At 70.1% G+C, this 22,371-nt stretch carries 28 protein-coding genes, 1 tRNA gene and 1 other RNA gene; 15 read left to right on the top strand and 15 right to left on the bottom strand.

Features of this window, described 5'->3' with window-relative positions:
- Positions 1-32 precede the first annotated feature (32 nt).
- Entirely contained in the window at positions 33-581 is a 549-nt protein-coding gene (locus D8M34_RS02210) for a dihydrofolate reductase family protein (protein WP_025103233.1), read from the top strand.
- Between the two features lie 9 nt (positions 582-590).
- Positions 591-1,463 (top strand): diaminopimelate epimerase, encoded by an 873-nt coding sequence (dapF, locus tag D8M34_RS02205; protein ID WP_126893029.1) that lies wholly within the window; start codon positions 591-593, stop codon positions 1,461-1,463.
- A gap of 18 nt (positions 1,464-1,481) precedes the next feature.
- On the opposite strand, the gene D8M34_RS02200 is transcribed toward dapF, so the two are convergent.
- Positions 1,482-2,123 (bottom strand): class I SAM-dependent methyltransferase, encoded by a 642-nt coding sequence (locus D8M34_RS02200; RefSeq protein WP_025103235.1) that lies wholly within the window; start codon positions 2,121-2,123, stop codon positions 1,482-1,484.
- Between the two features lie 66 nt (positions 2,124-2,189).
- On the opposite strand from D8M34_RS02200, the gene hflX reads away from it, so the two are divergent.
- Positions 2,190-3,701: a GTPase HflX gene (gene hflX, locus D8M34_RS02195; RefSeq protein ID WP_126893028.1), complete on the top strand. Its 1,512-nt coding sequence runs from the start codon at positions 2,190-2,192 to the stop codon at positions 3,699-3,701.
- Between the two features lie 10 nt (positions 3,702-3,711).
- On the opposite strand, the gene D8M34_RS02190 is transcribed toward hflX, so the two are convergent.
- Positions 3,712-4,377 carry an SIMPL domain-containing protein gene (locus D8M34_RS02190; protein WP_126893027.1) on the bottom strand — a complete coding sequence of 222 codons (666 nt, stop codon included), beginning with the start codon at positions 4,375-4,377 and terminating at the stop codon, positions 3,712-3,714.
- A gap of 142 nt (positions 4,378-4,519) precedes the next feature.
- On the opposite strand from D8M34_RS02190, the gene ssrA reads away from it, so the two are divergent.
- Both ssrA and D8M34_RS02180 read left to right on the top strand, forming a co-directional pair.
- Positions 4,520-4,889, top strand: a transfer-messenger RNA (tmRNA) gene (gene ssrA, locus D8M34_RS02185).
- A gap of 129 nt (positions 4,890-5,018) precedes the next feature.
- A complete protein-coding gene (locus D8M34_RS02180) occupies positions 5,019-5,525 on the top strand; it encodes a hypothetical protein (protein ID WP_194088841.1) in 507 nt (168 codons plus the stop codon).
- A gap of 26 nt (positions 5,526-5,551) precedes the next feature.
- On the opposite strand, the gene D8M34_RS02175 is transcribed toward D8M34_RS02180, so the two are convergent.
- Positions 5,552-5,896 (bottom strand): hypothetical protein, encoded by a 345-nt coding sequence (locus tag D8M34_RS02175; RefSeq protein ID WP_126893026.1) that lies wholly within the window; start codon positions 5,894-5,896, stop codon positions 5,552-5,554.
- Between the two features lie 211 nt (positions 5,897-6,107).
- Here D8M34_RS02175 and D8M34_RS02170 point away from each other — a divergent pair, with 211 nt between their 5' ends.
- Complete coding sequence (locus D8M34_RS02170) at positions 6,108-6,335, top strand: DUF2188 domain-containing protein (RefSeq protein ID WP_062634870.1); 228 nt, start codon at positions 6,108-6,110, stop codon at positions 6,333-6,335.
- 67 nt (positions 6,336-6,402) lie between these two features.
- Positions 6,403-6,717 carry a DUF7882 family protein gene (locus D8M34_RS02165; RefSeq protein WP_126893058.1) on the top strand — a complete coding sequence of 105 codons (315 nt, stop codon included), beginning with the start codon at positions 6,403-6,405 and terminating at the stop codon, positions 6,715-6,717.
- Between the two features lie 56 nt (positions 6,718-6,773).
- Here D8M34_RS02165 and D8M34_RS18740 read toward each other — a convergent pair whose 3' ends face one another.
- The 3 genes from D8M34_RS18740 to D8M34_RS02155 all read right to left on the bottom strand — a co-directional run bounded on the left by D8M34_RS18740 (position 6,774) and on the right by D8M34_RS02155 (position 8,407).
- Complete coding sequence (locus D8M34_RS18740; protein WP_153244977.1) at positions 6,774-6,950, bottom strand: hypothetical protein; 177 nt, start codon at positions 6,948-6,950, stop codon at positions 6,774-6,776.
- 94 nt (positions 6,951-7,044) lie between these two features.
- Positions 7,045-7,593: a hypothetical protein gene (locus D8M34_RS02160; protein WP_126893025.1), complete on the bottom strand. Its 549-nt coding sequence runs from the start codon at positions 7,591-7,593 to the stop codon at positions 7,045-7,047.
- Between the two features lie 16 nt (positions 7,594-7,609).
- The gene (locus D8M34_RS02155; RefSeq protein WP_126893024.1) at positions 7,610-8,407 is read right to left on the bottom strand and encodes an inositol monophosphatase family protein; all 798 of its coding nucleotides are present in this window, start codon (positions 8,405-8,407) and stop codon (positions 7,610-7,612) included.
- A 155-nt stretch (positions 8,408-8,562) separates the two neighbouring features.
- Here D8M34_RS02155 and D8M34_RS02150 point away from each other — a divergent pair.
- Positions 8,563-8,635: transfer RNA gene (locus tag D8M34_RS02150), tRNA-Lys, on the top strand.
- Positions 8,636-8,855: 220 nt separating this feature from the next.
- On the opposite strand, the gene D8M34_RS02145 is transcribed toward D8M34_RS02150, so the two are convergent.
- From D8M34_RS02145 to D8M34_RS02110, 8 genes are all read right to left on the bottom strand, one after another.
- The gene (locus D8M34_RS02145) at positions 8,856-9,131 is read right to left on the bottom strand and encodes a hypothetical protein (RefSeq protein ID WP_126893023.1); all 276 of its coding nucleotides are present in this window, start codon (positions 9,129-9,131) and stop codon (positions 8,856-8,858) included.
- 29 nt (positions 9,132-9,160) lie between these two features.
- The gene (locus D8M34_RS02140) at positions 9,161-9,430 is read right to left on the bottom strand and encodes a hypothetical protein (protein WP_126893022.1); all 270 of its coding nucleotides are present in this window, start codon (positions 9,428-9,430) and stop codon (positions 9,161-9,163) included.
- A 64-nt stretch (positions 9,431-9,494) separates the two neighbouring features.
- Positions 9,495-9,836, bottom strand: a complete 342-nt coding sequence (locus tag D8M34_RS02135) for a DUF7882 family protein (RefSeq protein ID WP_025103253.1) — start codon at positions 9,834-9,836, stop codon at positions 9,495-9,497.
- A gap of 145 nt (positions 9,837-9,981) precedes the next feature.
- A complete protein-coding gene (locus D8M34_RS02130; RefSeq protein ID WP_085607360.1) occupies positions 9,982-10,674 on the bottom strand; it encodes an SOS response-associated peptidase in 693 nt (230 codons plus the stop codon).
- Positions 10,675-10,752: 78 nt separating this feature from the next.
- Complete coding sequence (locus D8M34_RS02125; RefSeq protein WP_025103255.1) at positions 10,753-11,235, bottom strand: YbaK/EbsC family protein; 483 nt, start codon at positions 11,233-11,235, stop codon at positions 10,753-10,755.
- A 22-nt stretch (positions 11,236-11,257) separates the two neighbouring features.
- Positions 11,258-12,496: an MFS transporter gene (locus D8M34_RS02120; RefSeq protein WP_025103256.1), complete on the bottom strand. Its 1,239-nt coding sequence runs from the start codon at positions 12,494-12,496 to the stop codon at positions 11,258-11,260.
- Positions 12,493-12,930, bottom strand: coding sequence for a MarR family winged helix-turn-helix transcriptional regulator (locus D8M34_RS02115; RefSeq protein ID WP_025103257.1), 438 nt, complete (start codon positions 12,928-12,930; stop codon positions 12,493-12,495). Before D8M34_RS02115 ends, D8M34_RS02120 begins: the two co-directional genes overlap by 4 nt.
- 35 nt (positions 12,931-12,965) lie before the next feature.
- Positions 12,966-13,754, bottom strand: a complete 789-nt coding sequence (locus D8M34_RS02110; protein WP_126893021.1) for an IclR family transcriptional regulator — start codon at positions 13,752-13,754, stop codon at positions 12,966-12,968.
- 103 nt (positions 13,755-13,857) lie between these two features.
- On the opposite strand from D8M34_RS02110, the gene D8M34_RS02105 reads away from it, so the two are divergent.
- Genes D8M34_RS02105 through D8M34_RS02095 form a run of 3 tightly spaced genes read left to right on the top strand, consistent with a single transcriptional unit; the run spans position 13,858 to position 16,478 of the window.
- A complete protein-coding gene (locus D8M34_RS02105; protein ID WP_126893020.1) occupies positions 13,858-14,631 on the top strand; it encodes a CoA transferase subunit A in 774 nt (257 codons plus the stop codon).
- A gap of 1 nt (position 14,632) precedes the next feature.
- Positions 14,633-15,301 carry a CoA transferase subunit B gene (locus tag D8M34_RS02100; protein WP_174235361.1) on the top strand — a complete coding sequence of 223 codons (669 nt, stop codon included), beginning with the start codon at positions 14,633-14,635 and terminating at the stop codon, positions 15,299-15,301.
- Positions 15,294-16,478, top strand: coding sequence for an acetyl-CoA C-acetyltransferase (locus D8M34_RS02095; RefSeq protein WP_025103261.1), 1,185 nt, complete (start codon positions 15,294-15,296; stop codon positions 16,476-16,478). The genes D8M34_RS02100 and D8M34_RS02095 overlap by 8 nt, the downstream gene beginning before the upstream one ends.
- A 21-nt stretch (positions 16,479-16,499) precedes the next feature.
- Here D8M34_RS02095 and D8M34_RS02090 read toward each other — a convergent pair whose 3' ends face one another.
- Positions 16,500-16,799, bottom strand: coding sequence for a hypothetical protein (locus D8M34_RS02090; protein ID WP_025103262.1), 300 nt, complete (start codon positions 16,797-16,799; stop codon positions 16,500-16,502).
- A gap of 206 nt (positions 16,800-17,005) precedes the next feature.
- Between D8M34_RS02090 and D8M34_RS02085 the strand changes: the two genes are divergently transcribed.
- The 4 genes from D8M34_RS02085 to ilvD all read left to right on the top strand — a co-directional run bounded on the left by D8M34_RS02085 (position 17,006) and on the right by ilvD (position 22,303).
- Positions 17,006-18,262 (top strand): MFS transporter, encoded by a 1,257-nt coding sequence (locus D8M34_RS02085; protein WP_085607362.1) that lies wholly within the window; start codon positions 17,006-17,008, stop codon positions 18,260-18,262.
- A 65-nt stretch (positions 18,263-18,327) separates the two neighbouring features.
- The gene (locus tag D8M34_RS02080; protein WP_025103264.1) at positions 18,328-19,734 is read left to right on the top strand and encodes an alpha,alpha-trehalose-phosphate synthase (UDP-forming); all 1,407 of its coding nucleotides are present in this window, start codon (positions 18,328-18,330) and stop codon (positions 19,732-19,734) included.
- Positions 19,735-19,777: 43 nt separating this feature from the next.
- Positions 19,778-20,575 (top strand): trehalose-phosphatase, encoded by a 798-nt coding sequence (otsB, locus tag D8M34_RS02075; protein ID WP_025103265.1) that lies wholly within the window; start codon positions 19,778-19,780, stop codon positions 20,573-20,575.
- 9 nt (positions 20,576-20,584) lie between these two features.
- Positions 20,585-22,303 (top strand): dihydroxy-acid dehydratase, encoded by a 1,719-nt coding sequence (gene ilvD, locus D8M34_RS02070; protein ID WP_126893019.1) that lies wholly within the window; start codon positions 20,585-20,587, stop codon positions 22,301-22,303.
- The last annotated feature ends 68 nt before the right edge of the window (positions 22,304-22,371 follow it).

Below are 22,371 nucleotides of genomic sequence, written 5' to 3'. Positions count from 1 at the left end.
GCGATGTCGGTGGCCCGTGCGAGCATGCGCGTATGGCCACTCACTACTTCACCGCGTCCAGCCTGGACGGCTTCATCGCCACTGCCGAGCACTCCCTGGACTGGCTGCTGAGCCAGGACATCGACATGGAGGGTCCGATGGCGTACCCCGCCTTCGAGAAGAGCATCGGTGCGCTGGTGATGGGGGCATCCACGTTCGAGTGGGTCATGCGCCATGAGGAGGGCCGCTGGACGTACACGCAGCCCACGTGGGTGCTGTCGCATCGTGACCTTGCGGTGCCGGCCGGGGCCGATGTCCGGGTGACGAGTGCCGACATCCGCGACGTGCACAGCGCGATGCTCGACGCCGCGGGTGGCAAGGATCTTTGGGTGGTCGGCGGGGGAGACCTCGCCGGGCAGTTCGCCGACGCGGGGCTGCTGGACGAGGTCTGGGTGCAGTACGCACCGGTGACCCTCGGGAGCGGCGCCCCGCTGTTGCCGCGGCGGCTCGATCTGGAACTGATCGAGGTGGCTCGCAACCGCAGCTTCCTCTGCGGGCGCTATCGCGTCGCACGGCCGGGCGCAGGGTCGTCGGCTCCCTAGACTGGTCCCATGGTCGCATTCACCAAGGGGCACGGTACCGGCAACGACTTCATCATCATCGCCGACCCCGACGGGCAGCTGGAGTTGACGGCGGAGCAGGTCGCCGTGCTCTGCGATCGCCACTTCGGCATCGGCGCGGACGGCGTGCTGCGCGTCGTGCGCTCGTCCGCGATCCCGGAGGGTGCAGCCGCCCTGGCAGAAGAGCCGGATGCCGAATGGTTCATGGACTATCGCAACGCCGACGGCTCCGTCGCGGAGATGTGCGGGAACGGGATCCGGGTCTTCGCCCACTACCTCGTCCGCTCGGGTCTCGCGGCGATCGAGCCCGGCAGCACGCTCCCGATCGGCACCAGAGCCGGCGTCCGTGACGTCACCCGCAGCGTGAGCGGCTATCAGGTCGACCTCGGCGCGTGGAAGCTGTCGGGACACGACCCGCTGGTGCGCGCGGACGGGCTGACCGTCACCCGTCCGGGACTGGGCATCGACGTCGGGAACCCGCACGTCGTGGTGGCACTGGCCTCGGACGCGGAGCTCGGACTGCTGGAACTCACCCGCACGCCCGAGCTGGAGCCGGCTCCGCCCGCGGGAGCCAACGTCGAGTTCGTGGTGCCCGGTGAGCCCCTCGTGCGCGACGGCATCGGGCACGTGCGGATGCGTGTCTTCGAGCGCGGCGTCGGCGAGACACTGAGCTGCGGGACGGGTGTCGCCGCCACGGCTCTCGCTGTGCGCTACTGGGCCGGCGCACAGGCCCCCGACAACTGGCAGGTCGAGGTTCCGGGCGGCACGCTCGGAGTTCGCATGTTCCCCGCCGAAGACGGGGAGCACGTCGCCCTGTCCGGGCCCGCGCAGCTCGTCTATCAGGGTGAGGTCGACCTCGTCTGAGGTCGCGGGGCGGACCTCTCAGACGAGGTCGATGGGCTCCGTCGGCGGTGTTCCGTGCTTGCGCACCTTGAGGATGCGGTACCCCTTGCCGGTCGCCGTCCGGAAGACGCTGTAGCCGGGCTGGAAGGTCGCCGCGATCCAGCGCTGCAGGGAGTCGGCGCCGAGGTTCCGCTGGACGACGAGCCACGCATCGCTGCGCTCATCCAGCCTCGGGATCCACTTCTCGAGCAGACCGTGCAGCTCGTTCTTCCCCACCCGGATCGGGGGGTTGGACCGGATCGTGCGGAAGGTCACGTCGGCGGGAACATCTTGGGGCAGTGCGGCGTTGACATTGGTGAGGCCGAGGGCTGCGGCGTTGCGACGCACGAGGTCCAGAGCCCGCTCGTTCACATCGACCGCCCAGACGGTCGCGTGCGGAGCGGCCAGCGCCATCGACAGGGAGATCGGCCCCCACCCGCTGCCGAGGTCGAGAAGATGACCTCCCGGTGGAACCGGAGGCATGTTGGCGAGAAGCACTGCGGTGCCGGCGTCGAGTCGATCCGGGCTGAAGACGCCACCCGCGGTGGTCACTTCGAGCTCACGTCCTGCCAGGGATACGCGGATCTTGCGCAGGTTCTCGGGGCTAGCCGGGGCCGCAGTGAAGTAGTGGTCGGACCCCATACGGTGAGCGTACCGGACGGCGCGGGCTAAGGTTAAGGCTCGCGAGGAAACCAGAGACAGGAACGGATGACGGAGACGAAGACACCCTCCACCGACGACCAGACGGTCGACCGCGTGCTGGCGAACGCAGAGAAGCGCTCGGAGGTGCGGATGTTCGGCGCCGCGCAGGCGCTCCAGGACGAAGCGACGGCCGCGCACTCGACCGCAGACGGCGACCAGTGGGACCTCGAGGACCGGCATGCGCTGCGGCGTGTGGGCGGTCTGTCGACGGAGCTCGAAGACGTCACCGAGGTCGAGTATCGCCAGCTGCGGCTCGAGAACGTCGTGCTCGTCGGCGTGTATCCGCAGGGCGCCCAGGAGGACGCGGAGAACTCGTTGCGCGAGCTCGCCGCGCTCGCGGAGACGGCAGGCGCCGTCGTGCTCGACGGCGTGCTGCAGCGCCGTCCGCACCCGGACGCCGCCACCTACCTGGGACGCGGCAAAGCGCAGGAGTTGAAGGACATCGTCGCCGCCGTCGGCGCCGACACCGTGATCGCCGACACCGAGCTGGCCCCCAGCCAGCGACGTGCGCTCGAAGACGTCGTGAAGGTCAAGGTGATCGACCGGACCACCGTGATCCTCGACATCTTCAGCCAGCACGCCAAGAGCCGAGAAGGCAAGGCCCAGGTCGAGCTCGCGCAGCTCGAATACCTGCTGCCGCGCCTGCGCGGCTGGGGTGAGTCGATGAGCCGCCAAGCCGGTGGACAGGTCGGCGCCGGAGGCGCGGGCATGGGCTCGCGCGGACCCGGTGAGACGAAGATCGAGCTCGACCGCCGGCGCATCCGGACGAAGATGGCGCTCCTGCGCAAGCAGATCCGCGACTTCGCGCCCGCGCGCGAGGCGAAGCGGGCCGAACGCAAGCGCAACACCATCCCCTCCGTCGCCATCGCCGGGTACACGAACGCCGGGAAGTCGAGTCTGCTCAACGCTCTGACGAGCGCGGGCGTGCTCGTGGAGAACGCGCTGTTCGCGACCCTCGATGCGACCGTCCGTCGGTCCGAGACCGAAGACGGCCGGGTGTACACGCTCACCGACACGGTGGGATTCGTGCGCAACCTGCCGCACCAGCTCGTCGAAGCCTTCCGCTCCACGTTGGAGGAGGTCGGTGACGCGGACGTCGTGCTGCATGTGGTCGACGGCTCGCACCCCGACCCGGCCGGCCAGCTGCAGACCGTGCGCGACGTGATGGGCGATGTGGGCGTGCGCGACATGCCGGAGATCGTCGTCTTCAACAAGGCCGACCTCATCCCCGAGGACGAGCGGCTCGTGCTGCGCGGCCTGGAGCCGCAGGCGCACTTCGTCTCGTCACGGTCCGGCGAGGGCATCGTCGAGCTCCGCGCGGCGATCGAGGAGGCGCTGCCGAAGCCGGCCGTCGAGCTCCACGCCGTGATCCCGTACGACCGCGGTGACCTCGTCGCGGCGATCCACGAGACCGGGATGCTGCTGTCCGTCGAGCATCAGGAGGCAGGGACCGCGGTGCACGCGCACGTGTCCGAGCGTCTCGCCGCCGACCTCGCGGCCTACGTCGTCAGCGACTGACGGCGGAGGCTCAGCGAGCGAGGAAGCGCGCCTCGACGGTCGCCGTGAGGACGATGTCCTGCGGCTCGTACTCCATGGCCGGCGCGGTGTCGGCCGCGAAAGCGACGGCACCGCGCGCCTTCCCCAGCGGTGTGCCGGGCGTCGGCACCGTGGTGGAGAGCAGGCCGGTATCGGCGATCTCCAGGGGAGCCACGTCGGCGAGGCCGAGCGCGGCGGCGTAGGCCTCGGCTCTCGTCACGGCCACGTGGACGGCCTGCGTGGCCACCTCTCGTTCCACGCGAACGCGGGTCTCGGGGGTGAGGTGCCAGTCGACACCGCCGACCTCGACGCCATCCCAGGCGGAGATGTCGGAGATCCAGACCGACAGCTCCGACGCCTCGGCGAAGGTCGCGGTGACGTCGATGCTCGCGTAGTAGACCGGGGCGAGACGCTTCCCGTCGGCGTTCCACGGGCGCTCCGCACGGACCGAGAGGCGGGTGCTGCTCCAGTCGAGAGCGGAGCCGGCTTCCACGCGGCCCACGATGCTGGTCCGCACGGGCTCGGCCAAGCGCATCACATGGTCGACGACCGCGGCGCGGTCCGGCCCTTCCGCGCGGACCCCGACGTGGGCGGTGGCGCGCTCCGGAGCCAGACGGGCCTCGTGCTCGCCGCGGACGGTGACAGTCACATCGCTCATGGCGCCGACTCTACGCGACCTCCGCGGGCGGCGTGGAATGGCGACGCGGGCGGGAACGTTGTATCCTGTGATGCTCGGGTGCTCGTCGTCCGAGGCTGACAATTCCACAGTGTGACAGCGGCTCCTTCGAGAGAAGGACCACGGGGCTGATCGGTTTCGACAGCGCCTGTGAATCCACGAGAAGCGGGCCGAGGATGCAGAGTTATCTCGTAAACGCTCTCTGCAAAACAATAGTTGCCGAATCCAAGCGCAACGACTTCGCCCTCGCTGCCTAAGCGAGCCCGATAGTCCGTCAGACCGTATGTGATTCCGATACGGATCCTGGCGTCATCTAGGAATCTTGCTGCGTGACGGCGTCTGGACGTCACGTGGGACTCTTCCCAGGCTGGGCTCGTCGACTTAGGTGTCTGTGACAAAGGTCGGAGCCGAGCAGAACGCTTCCACAGACTGCGCCCGGAGAAGGCGTGGAGACTCAGCGTTGGACGGGGGTTCGATTCCCCCCAGCTCCACCAGGTCGCTGTCACACAGAACGAGGCCCGCCTCCCTGGTCATGTATCCGGGGAGGCGGGCTTCTTCGTGTCGGGGAACGGGCCGCAGAGACCCCCGCGGGGTCGGAACGTCGAGCTGGCTACGATGGGAAGATGTCGTCCGAACCCCGCCCGCCCGTGCGGAGCCGGCGCCGCACCGGCTGGCTCGTCGCGGTGATCGCGGTGGTGGTGGCAGCCGTGCTCCTCGTCGCCGCAGCGTGGGTGCTGGGGCGGAGGGTGGACCTCGTCACGAACGTGACCATCGCGCTGAGCTATGTCGGCGACGACGGGCGGACGTACTCGTGTACCTACGACTACAGGACCCCGCACCGCGCGCCGATGCCCCCGGAGATCGCGGAAGAGATGAACGACCGCGATTGGTCTCAGACGGGCCAGCTCATCTACGAATGGGCGAAGACCCATCCGGCCGAGTCGTGGTCCACAGAGGACGAGCTTCCTGCCGACGACCCCGGATCGACCAGAGCAGACAGCTCGTGGGCACTCGCGCTCGACCGCTTCATCACCTTCCCACCGTGGACGATCGAGACCGCGGAGGGACCCGAGTACGCGCTCTGGTGGGAAGCCCGCCGGGGAAGCGACTGCGAAGACGGCCTGCGATAGGCTCCGCGGCTGGTGACCGCGGTCGACTATGCGGTCACCCAGCGGACGCCGTCGGCGTCGGGGGCGAAGCGGCGCCCGGCGTCCGTCTCCAGCTCCTCCATGAGCGGGATGATGACGCTCCACAGCGCCCAGTGCTCCGGCGTGCCTTCACCACCTTGTGCCCTCCCTTCCCACCGGGCGGCTGCCGGAAGCGGAACGCGGACGCCGAACCGGGTCCCCGTCGAGTCGGTGACCTCTGCGCTCAGCGACCCCGCTCCGGCCGCCAACTGCGTCAGGGTGAAATCCCGGGGGACGATGAGTGTTCCCCGCCCACGGTCCCAGGCCTCGCGGACCGCCGTCAGGAACGGCCCCGCGATGATGTCGGTCGTCATCAGAAGTCTCCTTCCCCGATCGGCGGGACAGCGCCCGCCCGTTCGACTCCCTCATCGCGATGATCGCAGGCGGAGTGACCGGATGTCTGTCCCCTCTTCGGGGGACGCGACCGATGCGCGGTGCGCGTACGACCGAACCGGCGCGCGCAAGGGGGTCGGAGGCGACTGCGGTCGCGCGGTACCAAGGGGGTCCACGACGAAGGGAGACGCCATGCCGAAGGGCGATGTCGACACGTTCCACCAGGAAGGCGGCTGGTTCAATCGCGTCCAGGGCGAGGTGAACACGTTCAGCGGGCCGCATGACACGAAGGACGAGGCGGTCGCCGTCGGGCGGGAGACGGCTCGGGCGCGTCAGGTCGAGCACCTCATCCGACGGGAGGACGGCACGATCGGGGAGCGGAACAGCTACGGCAACGACCCGAGGGACGTCCGCGGCTGAGACGCGGGTGGGGAGGCGCGGCATGACGGCCCTGGTGGCGGAGTCGGGCGAGGCCTACCATTCGCACATGGGGTTCATCATGTACGACAGCACGAGCCAGCTCCACATCGAGGACCGCGCGCTCGCGCACCTCAAGGTCGTGATCGCGACGAAGCTCCGACGCAACGAGAGCTTCACGGTGTCGTGGACCCACCCCGAGGGCGATGCGTACGGACGCTCCACGATCTGGCTGCATCCGTCGATCCCGCTGCGCTTCACGTTCGAAGGGCGGGAGCCGCCCAAGCTGAACCCGAAGTGGATCGACGACCTCATGCAATCGGCGAACTCCACCGGAGGCATCACGCTCGTCGACGAGATCGTCCAAGGCTCCACGGCCGAGTGACGGCGAAGGAGCCCCACCTCGTGCGAGGCGGGGCTCCTGGCATCGGGGCGGCAGACTCAGTGCGAGCGGTCGGGGTCCTCGGCGCGCACGTCGCCGCCGTCGTCATCCGATCCGTCCGTGGGCGGAACGGTGCGCGGCTCGCCCTTGTTGTCCTCGGCGCCGAGGTTGTCGTTCTCCTCGGGGCCGGGGGAGGGCTCGGTGCTGATGTCGTTGCGGTCGCTGTCGTTACCCATGCGCATTCCTTTCCTCGACGGATGTCACCAGCCTCGTCCGTCTGCGGCCTCAGGCCCAGCGGCTTGACAACACCAGCCCGAGTGGTGTGCGGCGTCAGCGCTGTCCCTCGATGAGGAGGAGTCCCTGCTTCGTGTCGGCGACCTTCACCCAGCCGTCCCCGAAGAGATACGTCATGCCGTACCCGTCCTCGTCCGTGCTCATGGCGAACTGCGGGTCCTCGGTGACGTACGTGCCCTGAGCGTCTTCCTCGCTCCGCCACCCCTCCTCCTCGAGGCCCGCCTGTGCGCGCTCCGCCTCCTCGGCGGACAGGGGGGACCAGCCGTACATCTGACCGTGGTCCGAGGGCACGCTGAAGTCCGCCCAGAAGCAGAGGAGTCCCTGTGTCAGCTCGACGTCCCCGACGCGGAACTCGCGTGGCTCTGCCGTCCAGCCGGCGTCGGTGAGGGCCGCGACGGTGCCTTCGGAGATCATCGACTCGCACGTGAGCTCGTCCCCGCCCGGTGTCGCGCTCGCGCCGCCGTCTCCCGTGGGAGCGGCCGAGCCCGGCGCCGACGGCTCAGGGGTGCCGCCACCCGTGCACGCCGTCAGGGCGGCTCCCGCGAGCACGAGACCGGTCAGGATCGCGAGTCGTCGGGTGGTCATCGTGGCCTCGGGGTGGTCAGTCGTGCAGGAGACGGAGGAACTCGTCGTGAAGAGTGCCGTTGGTGGCGAGTGTTGAGCGGGCGGAGATCGTCTCGGAGCCGTCGAATGCCGTCATGCGCCCGCCGGCCTCATTCACGATCGCCACAGCCGCTGCGATGTCGTACTCCTTCACATCGAACTCCGCGACCGCCTCCAGTCGTCCTTCGGCGAGGAGCATGTAGGCGTAGACGTCGCCGTACGCCCGATCGCGCCAGACGTGCTCGCTCAGGCGCAGCAGGGCATCCAGCTGTCCGGCGTCACGCCACTGCGCGATGCTCTGGAAGCTCACGCTGGCCTCGTCCAGCGAGGAGACGGTCGAGGTGGCGAGACGGCGCTCGGTGCGGTCGCTGACGGTCCAGGCGCCATGTCCGGCTGCCGCCCACCAGCGTCGACCGAGGGCGGGCATGCTGACCACGCCGACGCGCGGCACGCCGTCGATCGCGAGGGCGATCATCGTGCCCCACAGCGGGACACCGCGGAGGAAGTTCGCGGTGCCGTCGATCGGGTCGATGATCCACTGCCGGGCGGTGCTGCCCTGAGCGCCGAATTCTTCGCCGAAGATGCCGTCGTCAGGACGTTCCTCCTCGAGGATCCGGCGGATCGCCCGCTCCGTCGCCAGGTCGGCGTCCGTCACGTGCGAGTGGTCCGCCTTCGTGGAGATCTCCAGGTCGGCGGCGTCGAAACGCGGGAGCGACTGGGCATCCGCGGCGTCGGCTAGGCGGAGGGCGAGCTGGAGATCGGCGCGCAGGTCGGCGGCGTCGGGAGTGGCGGTCACGCTCTCAGGATAGTCGCCGCCCCGACGGCGCCCGCAGAGACCATCGGCCAGGATGAGGGGGCGAAACGCCCGAGCCACGCCCGGGCCGCGCTGGATTTCGTGTCGGCGCCAACCGCTGGTAATGTAATTCCTCGGTCGGGGTTATCCCGGGCCACGCACCTCTAGCTCAATCGGCAGAGCAACTGACTCTTAATCAGTGGGTTCAGGGTTCAAGTCCCTGGGGGTGCACGGAACAAGCCTCAGAGATCTCGCCATCTCCGGGGCTTTTTCTCTGCCTGTTTCGGGGCTGGATCGCTCAGGGCGGGATCGAAACCGTGCCTCTCGCGGCCGGGAAAACCGTGCCTCTCGCGGCCGGGAGAGGCACCTTTCGAACCGGCATGGGGCGGAGGCGACGACCTGCCGACGCGGGGATCGGAAACGCGCGCTGTGGCGGCGGGTGGCGCGCGCGTCAGGCCCGGCGGACCGAGAGCAGCTGCCAGCCCTCCGGGACCTTCGCCTCGATGCCCGCCATGTCCTCGGCCTCGATCTGCTCGACGCCGTCGACGCGCTGGAACGTCCCCGTGGCCTCCATCTTCGCCTCACCCTTGAGCATGCGCACCGGGGCGGAAGTGAGCGCGTAGCCCGGCTCACGATGAGCATCGAGCTGGGCGTGGACGTCTTCGAGGGATGTCCCGGTGACGTCGACGGTCATGGATGCTCGGGGGCGGATGAGGGCGACAAGCATCCGTCCAGTCTACGAGCGGACCGTGCTACTCAGAGATCCCAGTCGAGCGTGGAGCGCACGTCGATGGGGGCGTCGTGGCCGGCGTCCTCGCGGATCAGGTAGACGACGACACGCGACTGCGCGGTGATGAGCACGCTCGTCAGAGCGTCGCCGGTCGCCAAGTCGATGAACGTCGGTTGCGAGCGCGCCGCCGCTTCGATCCGAGACATGAGGTCCGCGACATCCGTGCTGCGAGGCAGGAGGAAGTCGTGCCCATCGATCTCGATGTGCGTCGTCGTCATTCCCGTCTGGTTCCCCATGCGCTCCACGGTACGAACCTCCTCGAAACCCGACAAGAGGGGTTGAACCCCGCCGAAGAGCGTGTTAGGACCGGGTGAGAGCGCTCTCGCTGCCGTCCGGCTGCTGCTGGTCCGCGGGCTCGGGGACGAGGTACAGACCGCTCGGGGCGTTGGCGGTGAATGCGAGGGCCTCGATCCAGGCGCGGTTGACGCTGGGCTGGCGACTGCCGTGGTACTTGTACACCAGCGAGCTTCCGGCATGGATCCAGACCGTCGTCCGGCCGCCGCCCATGCTGACGTCGTCCTTCCAGGTGAAGCCGAAGGGCTCGCCACGGCGGAGCTTCGCGGTCATGACCAGCTGGATGTGTGTGAGAGCGCGGTCTTCGATGTCGACCTTGACGCTGTTCTCGTAGATGAACTTGCCCATCGCAAGATTCCCTTCTCGCCACGGGAACCTGTGCTAAGAGGCGCGGACGCGATGACCGCTGGTGTGGGGTGTGCTCAGCGTTTCACACTTCTGCCCGTTCTCCTACCCGACCGGGGTGTCGTGCGTCGTCGCGTGTCTCCCTGTTTCAGGCCACCGGATCGAGAAGCGTGGGATCGGACGGGTCGACGGTGCGCGTGTTGCTCACCTTGCGGTCGACGACGTGTCCGCGGAGCGTCGCCGCGACATCGGCGGAGGTGTGATCGAGCATCGCCAGCGTATCGAGCTTGGTCTGCCCGGTGAGCTTCTCCGGTGTGAGCCAGGCGTCCCAGGTGTCCGGAGTCAGGAAGGCGGGCATCCGGTCGTGCACCTCCCCACCGGCATCGCGTGCCTCCCGGGTGACGACGACGAAGCAGCGCACCTTCTCTCCCTCATGCTCCATCGACCAGGTGAGGCCGGCGGCGGCGAGCAGGCCGTCCCCGTGGAGGAAGTGCGGGGTCTTGTGGCCTTTCTCGCCCGTCCATTCGAAGTACCCGCGCATCGGCACGAGGCACCGCGCGGCGGAGAACGCCGGCGCCCAGAACCCGGCGGCGAGCTTCTCCATCCGTGCGTTGATCAGCGGGGCGCGCTGCGGACGGTTGGGAGGACTCTGCCAGTCCCACCGCACGAGTTCGAGGATGCGGCCCTCACCGCGGTCCCGGACGATCGGGGCGCTCTCGGTGGGCGCGATCGAGTAGGCGCCGTGCCAGGACTTCCACCAGTCCTCCGGGCGGCCGCCCTCGGCGACGAACTCCCTGATCAGCTCGTCCGTCGCCGCGTCGTTCGCGAATCGTCCGCACATGTCATCGCCTCCGTCTCGCCGGTCGCTCGCGCCGCGGCCGGCATCGCCTCCATCATGGGGCATGGCGCGGACATCGGGTCAGACGACCTCGATCACCGTGCCGGCGGTCAGATCCGACAGCTGGGCGAAGGTCAGCGGCATGACGGTGTGCGGGTGGCCCGCCGCCGCCCACACCACGTCGTACACCTGCAGCGCGCTGTCGATGAAGGTCGGGAGGGACGTGGGATGGCCGACGGGCGCCACTCCGCCGATCGCCTGTCCGGTGGCGTCGCGCACGGTGGCGGGCGGTGCCATGACGACCTCGCTCGCCCCCACGCTTCGCGCCAGGACGGCGAGGTTCGCCCGGTGCCCGCCGCTGGTCATGACGAGGACGGGGCGGCCGTCGGCGAGGAAGACGAGACTGTTGGCGATCGCGGCGACGTCGCAGCCGATGGCGGCGGCCGCCTCGGCGGCGGTGCGCGCCGAGTCCGGAAGGACCCGGATCTCGGTCTCGACACCGGCCGCGAGGAGGTGTTCCTGCACCCGTCGGCTGCGCTCGGGGAGGGGAGGAGCGTCGGTCATGCCCCCACGGTAGCCGAGCAGGTCAGCCGGCGTCACCGACGAGGATCGCCGCCGCGTCCTCGGCGGTCGCATCAGCCGGCTCGTCGTCGATGTGCGCGAGGACCTTCCGGCCGAGGAGGATCGTCAGCGCGGCCAGCAGGACGGCGGCGGCGGCGAAGAGGTACGGCACGGTGGCGCTGAACAGGTGCCACAGCAGGGCGGCGATCGGCGGGGCCATCGCGCCGCCGAGGAAGCGGACTGCGGAGTAGGCCGAAGAGGCGACGGAGCGGGGGAGGTCTGTCGCCTCCATGACGGCTTCGGTCAGCACGGTGTTCATGATGCCGAGGAGCAGACCGCCGACGATGATGCACACGACGAGAGCGGCCGGTTCGGCGACCACGAGTCCCGCGACCACGAGATCGACGGCGAGCAGGGGCAGCACGGTGAGGATCACGTGCGTCCGCGGCATCCGGCGCATCAGCACCGGCGCGACCCACACGCTGGTGATCGCGAGGGCGACACCCCAGCCGAAGAAGGTCAGGCCGATGCCCATCGCGCCGAAGCCCAGGGGGAAGGGCGAGAACGCGAGCAGCACGAAGAAGCCGATGTTGTAGAACAGGGCGGCCACGGCGAGGATCGCGAGCGCGGGACGGCGCAGGGCCGTGAAGGGGGCGGAGAACTTCACCGGCGTGCGCTTCTCGCCCGGACCCCGCAGCAGCACGAGCACGGCGATGAAGGCGATGGCCATCAGGGCCACGACGCCGAAGAACGGGCCGCGCCAGCTCTGCTCGCCGAGGATGCCGCCGAGCAGGGGACCCACGGCGATGCCGAGGCCGAGTGCCGCCTCATACAGCACGATGGCCGCGCTGCTGCCGCCGGATGCGGCGCCGACGATCGTGGCCAGCGCCGTCGAGATGAACAGCGCGTTGCCCAGCCCCCAGCCGGCACGGAAGCCGATGACCGCGTCGACGCTGCCGCTGATCGCGCAGAGGAAGGCGAACACGACGATCAGGCCGAGACCGACGAGGAGGGTCGCCTTGGCGCCGATCCGGCTGGAGATCCAGCTGGTGACGAGCATCGCGAGGCCGGTGACGAGGAGGTAGCTGGTGAACAGCAGTTCCGTCTCGACCGGCGTGGCCTCGAGGGACTCCGCGATGGCCGGGAGGATCGGATCGACGAGGCCGATGCCCATGAAAGCGACGACGCACGCGAAGGCGACGGCCCATACCTGGGCCGGCTGCCGCCAGACCGAGGGGGCGGGTGTAGCGGGGGCGGTGTTCAACGGATGTCTCCTGTCCGGTCGGCAGAGGTGCGGGCGGCGAGGATCTCGGCCGCACGGGTGAGGGCATGCCAGTCGTCGTCGTCGAGGTCGGCGAACCGCGGTGCGATCGTCTCCCGGAACTCGGAGCGCCAGGCGGCCAGGGCCGCCGTGCCGTCGGGGGTCGCGGCGACGACGGTGGCACGGGAATCGTCGGGGTCGGGGGAGCGGCGGACGAGGCCCTCGCGTTCGAGGGTGCCGAGCAACCGGGTCATCCCGGGCTGTGTCGTGCGGGCCGCCGCGGCGAGCTCGCCGACGCGACGGGGACCCGACTGGTCGAGCAGGCTGAGCACCCGCCATTGCGCGGCGGGCGCCTCGTTCCCCGCGTCCTGGGCGGCGATGCGACCCAGCGCGTAGCCCGAGAGCACGAGCGACGGGATGACCTCAGAGCGATTCATACCAGAAAGTATATACCGGCTGGTATGTATTAAGGTCACCGTCGGGCGTGCGCGATCCTCGCCGAGAGCTGATGCGCGTGAGCGAGGAGGATCCGGCCCAGCTCGGCCTGACGCTCCGGGCCGAAGCGGAAGGCGACACCGGTGAGGCTGAGCGCCCACTCCGGGCGTCCGGCGCGGTCGAACACCGCCGCGCCGAGGCCCCAGCTCCCCTCGACGATCAGGCCGGGGTTGACGGCGAACCCGCGTTCCTTCGTCTCGGCGAGGCGCTTCCGCAACGGGCGCTCGCCATGAGCGCGTCCCCAGTTCTCGACGAGCTCCGGATGGCGCTCCAGGTAGGCATCCACATCGTGGTCGGGGAGGAAGGCGAGGATCGCGAGGCCGGCGCTCGCCACGCCGAGCGGGAAGCGCACCCCCTCGCTCAGCACGAACGAGCGGATGGGGAACGACCCCTCCTCGCGCAGCAGGCAGACCGTCTCGTCCGCGCGGCGGACGGAGAAGAACGCGCTCTCCTCGGTCTTCACGGCGAGAGACCGCACGATGTCCCGGGCCAGGGCCGTCACGTCGTATCGTGCGGCGGCCACGGATCCCATGAGGAAGAGCTCGGGTCCCGGCATCCAGCGCGTGCTGTCGGCGTCGCGGTCGACGAGGCCCTCCGCGCGGAGGGCGCTGAGCAGGCGATGCGCGGTGGGCCGGGAGAGGCCGGCGCTGCCGGCGAGTTCCTGCAGGGTGGCGCCGTCGGTGCCGGCGGCCGTCACCAGTCGCAGGAGCCGCGCCGCCCGCACGACCGCCTGAGTGCCGGGGACGGGGTTCGTCGCAGTGTCCACATCGTGGACGCTAGTGGCGCGGGCGTCCACATCGCAAGAGGGCGCTGGTCATGACTCCGCCGCGGCGGGAGGCTGGTGGGGACACGGAACCGAAGGAGCAGACGTGATCGACAAGCAATGGGAGTCCGCGGCCGCCGCGGTCGCCGACATCCCGGACGGCGCCTCGCTCGCGGTCGGAGGATTCGGGCTCTCCGGGAACCCGATCGCCCTCATCGAGGCGCTCCTCGCCCAGGGCACGACAGACCTGAGCGTCGTCAGCAACAACTGCGGGGTGGACGACTGGGGCCTCGGCATCCTGCTCGCCGCGCAGCGCATCCGGAAGATGACGTCGTCGTACGTGGGGGAGAACAAGGAGTTCGAGCGGCAGTTCCTGTCCGGGGAGCTCGAGCTGGAGCTGACCCCGCAGGGCACGCTCGCCGAGAAGCTGCGGGCGGGAGGATCCGGAATCGCGGCGTTCTTCACCCAGACGGGCGTCGGCACCCAGGTGGCCGAGGGTGGTCTGCCTCGCCGGTACCACTCCGATGGCTCGATCGCGGTGGCCTCGCCACCCAAGGACGTGCGCACGTTCACGGTGCACGGCGTACCGCGCGAGTTCGTGCTGGAGGAGGCGATCACCACCGACTTCGCCCTGGTCCACGCGGTCCGCGGCGACCGGCACGGCAATCTCGTGTTCCGGAAGGCGGCGCGGAACTTCAACCCGCTCGCCGCGATGGCCGGGCGCGTGTGCATCGCGCAGGTGGAGCGGCTCGTCGAACCGGGAGAGCTCGACCCGGACGCGATCCACCTGCCCGGCGTCTTCGTGCATCGGATCGTCGAGGTCGGCGCGGACGTCCCTAAGCGCATTGAGCGACGGACCGTCGCCGCGGAAGGAGCCTGACATGGCGCTCACGAGAGACCAGATGGCCGCGCGCGCGGCGGCCGAGCTGCCGGACGGCGCGTATGTGAACCTCGGCATCGGCCTGCCCACGCTCGTGCCGAACCACGTCCCGTCCGACGTGACCGTGGTGCTGCAGTCGGAGAACGGCATCCTCGGAGTCGGGCCCTACCCGCGGGAGGCCGAGGTCGACCCGGATCTCATCAACGCGGGGAAGGAGACGGTGACCACGCTGCCCGGGGCGGCGTTCTTCGACTCCGCCCTCAGCTTCGGCATGATCCGCGGCGGGAAGATCGATGCCGCGATCCTCGGGGCGATGCAGGTCTCTGCCACGGGAGATCTCGCGAACTGGATGATCCCCGGCAAGATGGTCAAGGGCCCCGGGGGTGCGATGGACCTCGTGCACGGCGCCGGACGGGTGATCGTGCTGATGGAGCACGTCGCCAAGGACGGCTCGGCGAAGATCGTCGACGCGTGCACGCTGCCGTTGACCGGACGCGGCGTCGTGGACCGGATCATCACGGACCTCGCGGTGATCGACGTGACGCCGGACGGGCTCGTCCTGGTCGAGCTCGCGCCCGACGTCTCGGTGGAGCAAGTGCGGCAGGCCACGGAGCCGTCTCTCCGCCTCGCCCCGGAACTGGACAACGGAAGGACCGAGATCAATGAGTGAGAACGATGTCGTCATCGTCGCCGCGGCGCGCACCCCGCAGGGGCGGCTGAAAGGACAGCTCGCCGCCTTCACCGCGCCGCAGCTCGGATCGTTCGCGATCCGCGGTGCGCTGGAGCAGGGCGGGGTGGACCCGGCAGACGTCGATGCGGTCATCGTGGGGCAGGTGCTCGCCGCGGGGTCGGGACAGAACGCCGCCCGTCAGGCCGCCATTGGCGCCGGGATCGGCTGGGACGTCCCCGCCCACTCCGTGAACAAGGTGTGCCTGTCCGGTCTCACGGCCGTGATCGACGCGGCGCGCATGATCCGGACCGGGGACGCCGAGGTCGTCGTCGCCGCCGGCATGGAGTCCATGACCCGCGCACCGCACCTGCTCATGGGATCGCGCGATGGCTGGACCTACGGCACCGTCGAGGTCCTCGACCACATGGCCTACGACGGGCTGACGGACGCCTACGACCGGGAGAGCATGGGCGCGTCCACTGAGCGGCACAACGCGCGCTACGAACTCACCCGGGAGGCCCAGGACCAGGTTGCCGCGCTCTCGCATCAGCGGGCCGCCGCCGCGCAGGAGAGCGGTGTGCTCGACGCGGAGATCGTCGCCGTCGAGGTGCCGCAGCGCCGGGGCGAACCCGTGCGGGTGACCCGAGACGAGGGGGTGCGCCCCGAGACCACGGTGGAGACCCTCGCGGGACTGCGCGCCGCCTTCGCCGAGGGCGGCTCGATCACGGCGGGCAACTCATCCCAGATCTCGGACGGCGCCTCCGCCGTCGTCGTCACGACGCGCGGGACGGCCGAGGCCAAGGGCTGGCCGGTGCTCGTGACCGTCGGGGCGAGCGGCCAGACCGCCGGCCCGGACAACTCGCTCCAGGCGCAGCCGGCGCGGGCGATCGAGCAGGCATGCCGGAAACAGGGCATCACGCCGCAGGACCTCGACCTCGTGGAGATCAACGAGGCGTTCGGGGCCGTCGTGGCCCGCTCGCAGACCGAGCTCGGGCTGGACGGTGAGATCGTCAACGTGCACGGCGGCGGCATCGCGATCGGTCATCCGATCGGTGCCTCCGGCAACCGCCTCGTGGTGCACGTCGCGCACGAGCTGGCCCGCCGGGGAGGCGGAACCGCGGCGGTCGGCCTGTGCGGCGGCGGCGGTCAGGGCGAGGCGCTCATCCTCACCCGGTGACGCGGAAGGCGCGGGGGTGCGTCAGGACCGCTTGTCCTGGGCGTGTCCCTGCGCGTCGGCGAGGGCCTTCTGCGAACGGAACTGCAGACGCTGCGCCTTCTTGGACTTCTTCACCGACTGCGGGGAGTCCGCGTCCACCGGCACGCCGTGGCGTTCACGGCGCATGTCGACGACCGCGCCGACCGCGAGTGCCATGGTGATGCCCCAGCTCACCCACGACAGGAGCGAGCGCCAGGTGATGGGTTCGTTGCGGGTGCCGCGCAGCAGCGAGATCCCAGCCGAGATCGCGGCGACGAGTCCGGTGCTGAAGAGGTAGCGCATGCCCCTACGGTACCTGCAGGGAGCGCAGGCGGGTCGGTGGCTTGACAAGGCGGGGAGCGACTGGCAGGGCGTGCGTCCTGAGGCACCGGATATCATGGGAGGGTCGCGGTTCGCCCGCGGCCGCAGAAACCGTGTATCTACCGGCCGTCGGCATCTCCGGCGGACAGCGGCGGCACCCGACATCGCGTCGTCGACGCGCGAGAGCCATGACACACGCCAGCACCACGCCCGATATCGCCGAGCCGAGCCTCTTCCGCCTCGCCGGCCTGCCCTACTTCCTCATCGCGTTCATCGCGCGCCTGCCCTTCGCCATGATGGTGGTCGGTGTGCTGACCGTCGTCGTGTCGGCGCGGGAATCCCTGTCCCTCGGCGGGCTCACGTCCGCTGCGGTCGGTCTCGGCACCGCCTGCTTCGGCCCGCTCCTGGGCGCCGCCGCCGACCGCTTCGGCCAGCGCACGGTCCTCCTCGCGCTCGCCGTGGGCAACGCGGCGATGCTCCTGCTCTTCACCGCGGTGGTCTACGGTCCGGCCGCCGACGGCTTCGTGCTTCTCACCGCGATCGGCATCGGTGCGACGGCTCCGCAGGTGGCGCCGCTCTCGCGCTCCCGTCTGGTCACGATCATCGGCGAGCGGATGCCGGCGGAGCGCCGCGCCCGCACCGTCTCCGGCACGATGGCGTACGAGTCGGCCGCCGACGAGACCGTCTTCGTGTTCGGTCCTTTCCTCGTGGGCGTCCTCGCCTCGGCACTCGCACCCTGGGCCCCGCTGGTCGGCGCCGCCGTGCTGACCCTGGTGTTCGTCGGGGCCTTCGCGCTGCACCCGAGCGGACGGCATGTCTCGCAGGACCGCACCGAGGACGGTCGGGCGCCCTCCGCCGTTTCCGAGCTGTTCCGGCCGCAGCTCCTCATCGTCGTCCTCGGCATCCTCGGCGTCGGCATCTTCTTCGGAACCATGCTCACCTCGCTCACGTCGTTCATGGCCGACCTCGGCGCCCCGGAGCAGGCGGGCCTGCTGTACGGCGTGATGGGCGTCGGCTCCGCGCTGCTGGCCCTGGGTGTCGCGTGGCTCCCCGCGCGGTTCTCGCTCCGGGCGCGATGGCTCGTCTTCTCCGGAGTCCTCCTCGCCGGCTCGCTGCTGCTCGGCATCGTCGACTCGCCGGCGGGGATGATGCTCGCCCTGGCCATCATGGGCATCGGCATCGGCCCGACCCTCGTCACCCAGTACAGCTTCGGAGCGGCGCGGAGCCCCCGTGGCCGATCGGCGACGGTGATGACGATGCTCGGCTCCGGCGTGATCGTCGGCCAGTCGATCGGCGCCGCGGTGGCGGGGGAGGTCGCGGAGAGTCTCGGCACGTCGGCCGCCCTCGTGCTTCCGATGATCGCGGCCGGCATCGCGTTCGCGGCGGGTCTCGCCAACTGGGCCCTCAGCGGTCTGCACCGCGGAACGTCCGCTGTCAAGGCCTGAGCGCGGACCAGCGGTCGGCGCTCATCCTCGGTAGGTTGGAAGCTCCTGGACCGAGGAGTGCCCCTGTGACCGCTGCTGATTTCGTCGTCGTCGCCAACCGCCTCCCGGTGGACCGGGTCGTGGGGCCCGACGGCGAGGAGACCTGGCGGACGTCGCCCGGCGGCCTCGTCGCCGCCCTCGAGCCGATGATGCGCCGCGTGCACGGCGCCTGGGTCGGCTGGCCCGGTCAGCCGGACGTGGAGCTCGAGGCCTTCGACGCCGACGGGATCCATCTCATCCCGGTGTCGCTGAGCTCCGAGGAGGTCGCGGACTACTACGAGGGCTTCGCCAACGACACGATCTGGCCGCTCTACCACGACGTCATCGCCCCGCCGCAGTACCACCGTGAGTGGTGGGAGGCGTATGTGCGGGTCAACCGCCGGTTCGCCGAGGCCGCCGCGGCCGCCGCCGCTGAGGACGGCACCGTCTGGGTCCACGACTACCAGCTCCAGCTGGTGCCCCAGATGGTCCGCGAGCTGCGCCCCGACGTCACGATCGGCTACTTCCACCACATCCCGTTCCCCGCGCACGGCCTCTACGCGCAGCTTCCGTGGCGCGACCAGGTCCTCCGCGGACTGCTCGGCGCCGACGTCATCGGCTTCCAGCGGGCGCAGGACGCGACCTACTTCCTCACCGCGGTGCGGCGACGGCTGCGCTACGAGGTGAAGGGGCCGAACATCACGGTCCCGGAGCAGGGCGGCTCGCGGACGGCGATCGCCAAGGCGTTCCCGATCTCCATCGACACCGCCCCGTACCTCGAACTCGCCGCGCGGGAGGACGTCCGGGCGCGGGCCGCGGAGATCCGCGCAAGCCTCGGCAACCCCAAGCGCATCCTCCTCGGCGTCGACCGCCTGGACTACACCAAGGGCATCGGGCACCGGATCAAGGCCTACGGCGAGCTCCTCGAAGACGGCCGCCTCGATGTGGAGGACGTCACGCTCATCCAGGTGGCGAGTCCGAGCCGGGAGCGGGTGGACGCCTATGCGCACCTCCGGGACGAGATCGAGCTCGCGGTGGCCCGCATCAACGGCGACCATGACACGGTCGGCCACTCCGCCATCCGCTACCTGCATCAAGGATACCCGCGCGAGGAGATGGTCGCCCTGTACCTCGCGGCGGACGTCATGCTCGTGACGGCGCTGCGCGACGGCATGAACCTCGTCGCGAAGGAGTACATCGCCACGCGGACGGACAACCGCGGCGTGCTGGTGCTCAGCGAGTTCACCGGCGCGGCGGACGAGCTCCGTCAGGCCGTGCGCGTCAACCCGCACGACATCGCCGGGCTCAAGGACGCGATCATGGAGGCCGTGGAGATGTCGCCCGCCGAGCAGGGACGCCGCATGCGGTCCCTGCGTCGACGTGTGCTGGACAACGACGTGAACGCCTGGTCGTCGTCCTTCCTCGAGGCCCTCGCGGACGTCCGCAGCCGCTGACCTCCCTTCCTGCACCCCCTTCTTCCTCTCGATCGGAGACACCGTGACGCGCCCCTGGATCCCCGGAACCGCCGACGCCGACCTCACCGCCCTCGCGACGACGCCGCGCCTGGTGGTCGCCCTCGACTTCGACGGCACCGCCTCCCCGCTCGTCGTGGACCCCATGGCCGCGCGGGCGCTTCCCGAGGTGGCCGTGCAGATGAATCGCCTCGCTGCGATGCCCGACACCGTGGTCGCCTACGTCTCCGGGCGCAGCATGCACGACCTCCGGGAGATCACCGAGCACACCGACGACTCCGTCGTGGTGCTCGCCGGCTCCCACGGCGCGCAGTACTGGTTCCCCGGTGAGGGGGCCGCCGATGCGCCGGGCGATGCGACCGAGACCGGGGCGCGGGAGGAGCTGTGGGCGGCCGCGCAGCCGATCATCGACCGCTACGAGGGGGCGGAGCTGGAGCCCAAGACCTTCGGCATGGGCGTGCACACCCGCCGCGCGGACCGGGACACCGAGGAGAAGGTCTTCGCCGAGATCGACGCCCTCGTCGCCGAACGCTTCCCGCACTGGCGGCGGCGCGCCGGTCACCGGGTGCTGGAGTTCTCGTCGCGGAACGAGGGCAAGGACGCCGCGATGATCGCCCTCCGGGAGCGCTTCGACGCGACGGGCATCCTCTTCGCCGGCGACGACGTGACCGACGAGGATGCGATGCGCGTGCTGCAGGAGGGCGACCTCGGCGTGCGCGTCGGGCCGGGGGAGAGCGCCGCGACCCTCCGTGTGGACTCCCCACAACAGATCGCCGCGCTTCTGGAGACGCTCGCGAACGAGAGGGCCGTCGCGCAGGAATAGACTCTCGTCATGTCCTCGCATGATCCCTCCGCCAGCGCGCCCATCGACATCAAGCCCCGCAGTCGCGTCGTCACCGACGGCATCGAGGCCACGACCTCCCGCGGCATGCTCCGCGCCGTCGGCATGGGGGATGCCGACTGGGACAAGCCGCAGATCGGCATCGCGTCCAGCTGGAACGAGATCACTCCCTGCAACCTGAGCCTCGACCGGCTCGCGCAGGGGGCGAAGGAGGGCGTGCACTCCGGCGGCGGCTACCCGCTGCAGTTCGGCACGATCTCCGTCTCGGACGGCATCTCGATGGGCCACGAGGGGATGCACTTCTCGCTCGTGTCCCGCGAGGTCATCGCCGACTCGGTCGAGACCGTGATGATGGCCGAGCGCCTCGACGGCTCCGTCCTCCTCGCCGGCTGCGACAAGTCCATCCCCGGCATGCTCATGGCCAGCGCGCGCCTCGACCTGTCGAGCGTCTTCCTCTACGCCGGATCGATCGCACCGGGCTGGGTCAAGCTCTCCGACGGCACCGAGAAGGACGTCACGATCATCGACTCGTTCGAGGCGGTCGGCGCCTGCCGTGCCGGCCTCATGAGCGAGGAGGACCTCAAGCGCATCGAGTGCGCCATCGCCCCCGGTGAGGGCGCGTGCGGCGGCATGTACACGGCCAACACCATGGCCTCCGTCGCCGAGGCGCTCGGGCTCAGCCTCCCGGGCTCCGCCGCGCCGCCCGCGGCCGACCGTCGTCGCGACTACTTCGCGCACCGGTCGGGCGAGGCGGTCGTGAACCTGCTCCGCCAGGGGATCACGACGCGCGACATCCTCACCAAGGAGGCGTTCGAGAACGCGATCGCCCTCGCGATGACCCTCGGCGGCTCGACCAACGTCGTCCTCCACCTCCTCGCCATCGCCCGCGAGGCCGAGGTCGAGCTGAGCCTGCACGACTTCAACCGCATCGGCGACAAGGTCCCGCACGTGGCCGACATGAAGCCGTTCGGCAAGTACGTCATGAACGACGTCGACCGGCACGGCGGCATCCCCGTGATCATGAAGGCCATGCTCGACGAAGGGCTGCTGCACGGCGACGCGCTCACCGTCACCGGCAAGACGCTCGCCGAGAACCTCGCCGAGCTCGACCCGCAGCCGATCGACGGCGAGGTCATCCACACGTTCGACAACCCCATCCACGCCACCGGCGGACTCACGATCCTGCACGGATCGCTCGCGCCGGAGGGTGCCGTCGTCAAGACCGCCGGCTTCGACGCTGCCGTCTTCGAGGGTCCCGCGCGGGTCTTCGAGCGGGAGCGCGCCGCCATGGACGCGGTCGCCGAGGGCAGCATCGAGCCGGGGACGGTCATCGTCATCCGGTACGAGGGCCCCAAGGGCGGACCGGGCATGCGCGAGATGCTCGCCATCACCGCGGCCATCAAGGGCGCGGGGCTCGGAAAAGATGTACTACTCTTGACGGACGGACGATTCTCAGGCGGCACAACCGGCCTGTGCATCGGCCACATAGCACCCGAAGCGGTGGACGCAGGTCCTATCGCCTTCGTGCGCGATGGTGATCTGATACGGGTCGATATCGCAGCTCGCTCTCTCGATCTACTCGTCGACGAGGCAGAGCTCGCCTCCCGCCGCTCTGGCTGGGAGCCGCTTCCCCCGCGCTACACCCGAGGCGTTCTTGCCAAGTACTCGCGCCTCGTGCGGTCCGCCGCCGAGGGCGCGACGACCGGCTGATCCATCGACCGGCTCAGCAACCGCTCGATCGGAGCGCCGGTGTCCCGCACAGTTCATCAGAAGGAAAG

Source organism: Microbacterium sp. HSID17254 (genome assembly GCF_003989315.1).
Classification (GTDB): domain Bacteria; phylum Actinomycetota; class Actinomycetes; order Actinomycetales; family Microbacteriaceae; genus Microbacterium.
This window is presented reverse-complemented; position numbering and strand designations above follow the sequence as displayed.

Bases quoted from the DNA above. Each gene is read 5' to 3' on its own strand.
- D8M34_RS02095 (WP_025103261.1), top strand. From the start codon at position 15,294: ATGAGTGAGAACGATGTCGTCATCGTCGCCGCGGCGCGCACCCCGCAG.
- D8M34_RS02100 (WP_174235361.1), top strand. From the start codon at position 14,633: ATGGCGCTCACGAGAGACCAGATGGCCGCGCGCGCGGCGGCCGAGCTG.
- ilvD (WP_126893019.1), top strand. From the start codon at position 20,585: ATGTCCTCGCATGATCCCTCCGCCAGCGCGCCCATCGACATCAAGCCC.
- hflX (WP_126893028.1), top strand. From the start codon at position 2,190: ATGACGGAGACGAAGACACCCTCCACCGACGACCAGACGGTCGACCGC.
- D8M34_RS02165 (WP_126893058.1), top strand. From the start codon at position 6,403: ATGGGGTTCATCATGTACGACAGCACGAGCCAGCTCCACATCGAGGAC.
- D8M34_RS02130 (WP_085607360.1), bottom strand. From the start codon at position 10,674: ATGTGCGGACGATTCGCGAACGACGCGGCGACGGACGAGCTGATCAGG.
- D8M34_RS02180 (WP_194088841.1), top strand. From the start codon at position 5,019: ATGTCGTCCGAACCCCGCCCGCCCGTGCGGAGCCGGCGCCGCACCGGC.
- D8M34_RS02125 (WP_025103255.1), bottom strand. From the start codon at position 11,235: ATGACCGACGCTCCTCCCCTCCCCGAGCGCAGCCGACGGGTGCAGGAA.
- D8M34_RS02160 (WP_126893025.1), bottom strand. From the start codon at position 7,593: ATGACCACCCGACGACTCGCGATCCTGACCGGTCTCGTGCTCGCGGGA.
- D8M34_RS18740 (WP_153244977.1), bottom strand. From the start codon at position 6,950: ATGGGTAACGACAGCGACCGCAACGACATCAGCACCGAGCCCTCCCCC.
- D8M34_RS02200 (WP_025103235.1), bottom strand. From the start codon at position 2,123: ATGGGGTCCGACCACTACTTCACTGCGGCCCCGGCTAGCCCCGAGAAC.
- D8M34_RS02115 (WP_025103257.1), bottom strand. From the start codon at position 12,930: ATGAATCGCTCTGAGGTCATCCCGTCGCTCGTGCTCTCGGGCTACGCG.
- D8M34_RS02170 (WP_062634870.1), top strand. From the start codon at position 6,108: ATGCCGAAGGGCGATGTCGACACGTTCCACCAGGAAGGCGGCTGGTTC.
- D8M34_RS02145 (WP_126893023.1), bottom strand. From the start codon at position 9,131: ATGCTTGTCGCCCTCATCCGCCCCCGAGCATCCATGACCGTCGACGTC.
- D8M34_RS02085 (WP_085607362.1), top strand. From the start codon at position 17,006: ATGACACACGCCAGCACCACGCCCGATATCGCCGAGCCGAGCCTCTTC.
- D8M34_RS02175 (WP_126893026.1), bottom strand. From the start codon at position 5,896: ATGACGACCGACATCATCGCGGGGCCGTTCCTGACGGCGGTCCGCGAG.
- dapF (WP_126893029.1), top strand. From the start codon at position 591: ATGGTCGCATTCACCAAGGGGCACGGTACCGGCAACGACTTCATCATC.
- D8M34_RS02190 (WP_126893027.1), bottom strand. From the start codon at position 4,377: ATGAGCGATGTGACTGTCACCGTCCGCGGCGAGCACGAGGCCCGTCTG.
- D8M34_RS02140 (WP_126893022.1), bottom strand. From the start codon at position 9,430: ATGGGGAACCAGACGGGAATGACGACGACGCACATCGAGATCGATGGG.
- D8M34_RS02135 (WP_025103253.1), bottom strand. From the start codon at position 9,836: ATGGGCAAGTTCATCTACGAGAACAGCGTCAAGGTCGACATCGAAGAC.
- D8M34_RS02210 (WP_025103233.1), top strand. From the start codon at position 33: ATGGCCACTCACTACTTCACCGCGTCCAGCCTGGACGGCTTCATCGCC.
- D8M34_RS02090 (WP_025103262.1), bottom strand. From the start codon at position 16,799: ATGCGCTACCTCTTCAGCACCGGACTCGTCGCCGCGATCTCGGCTGGG.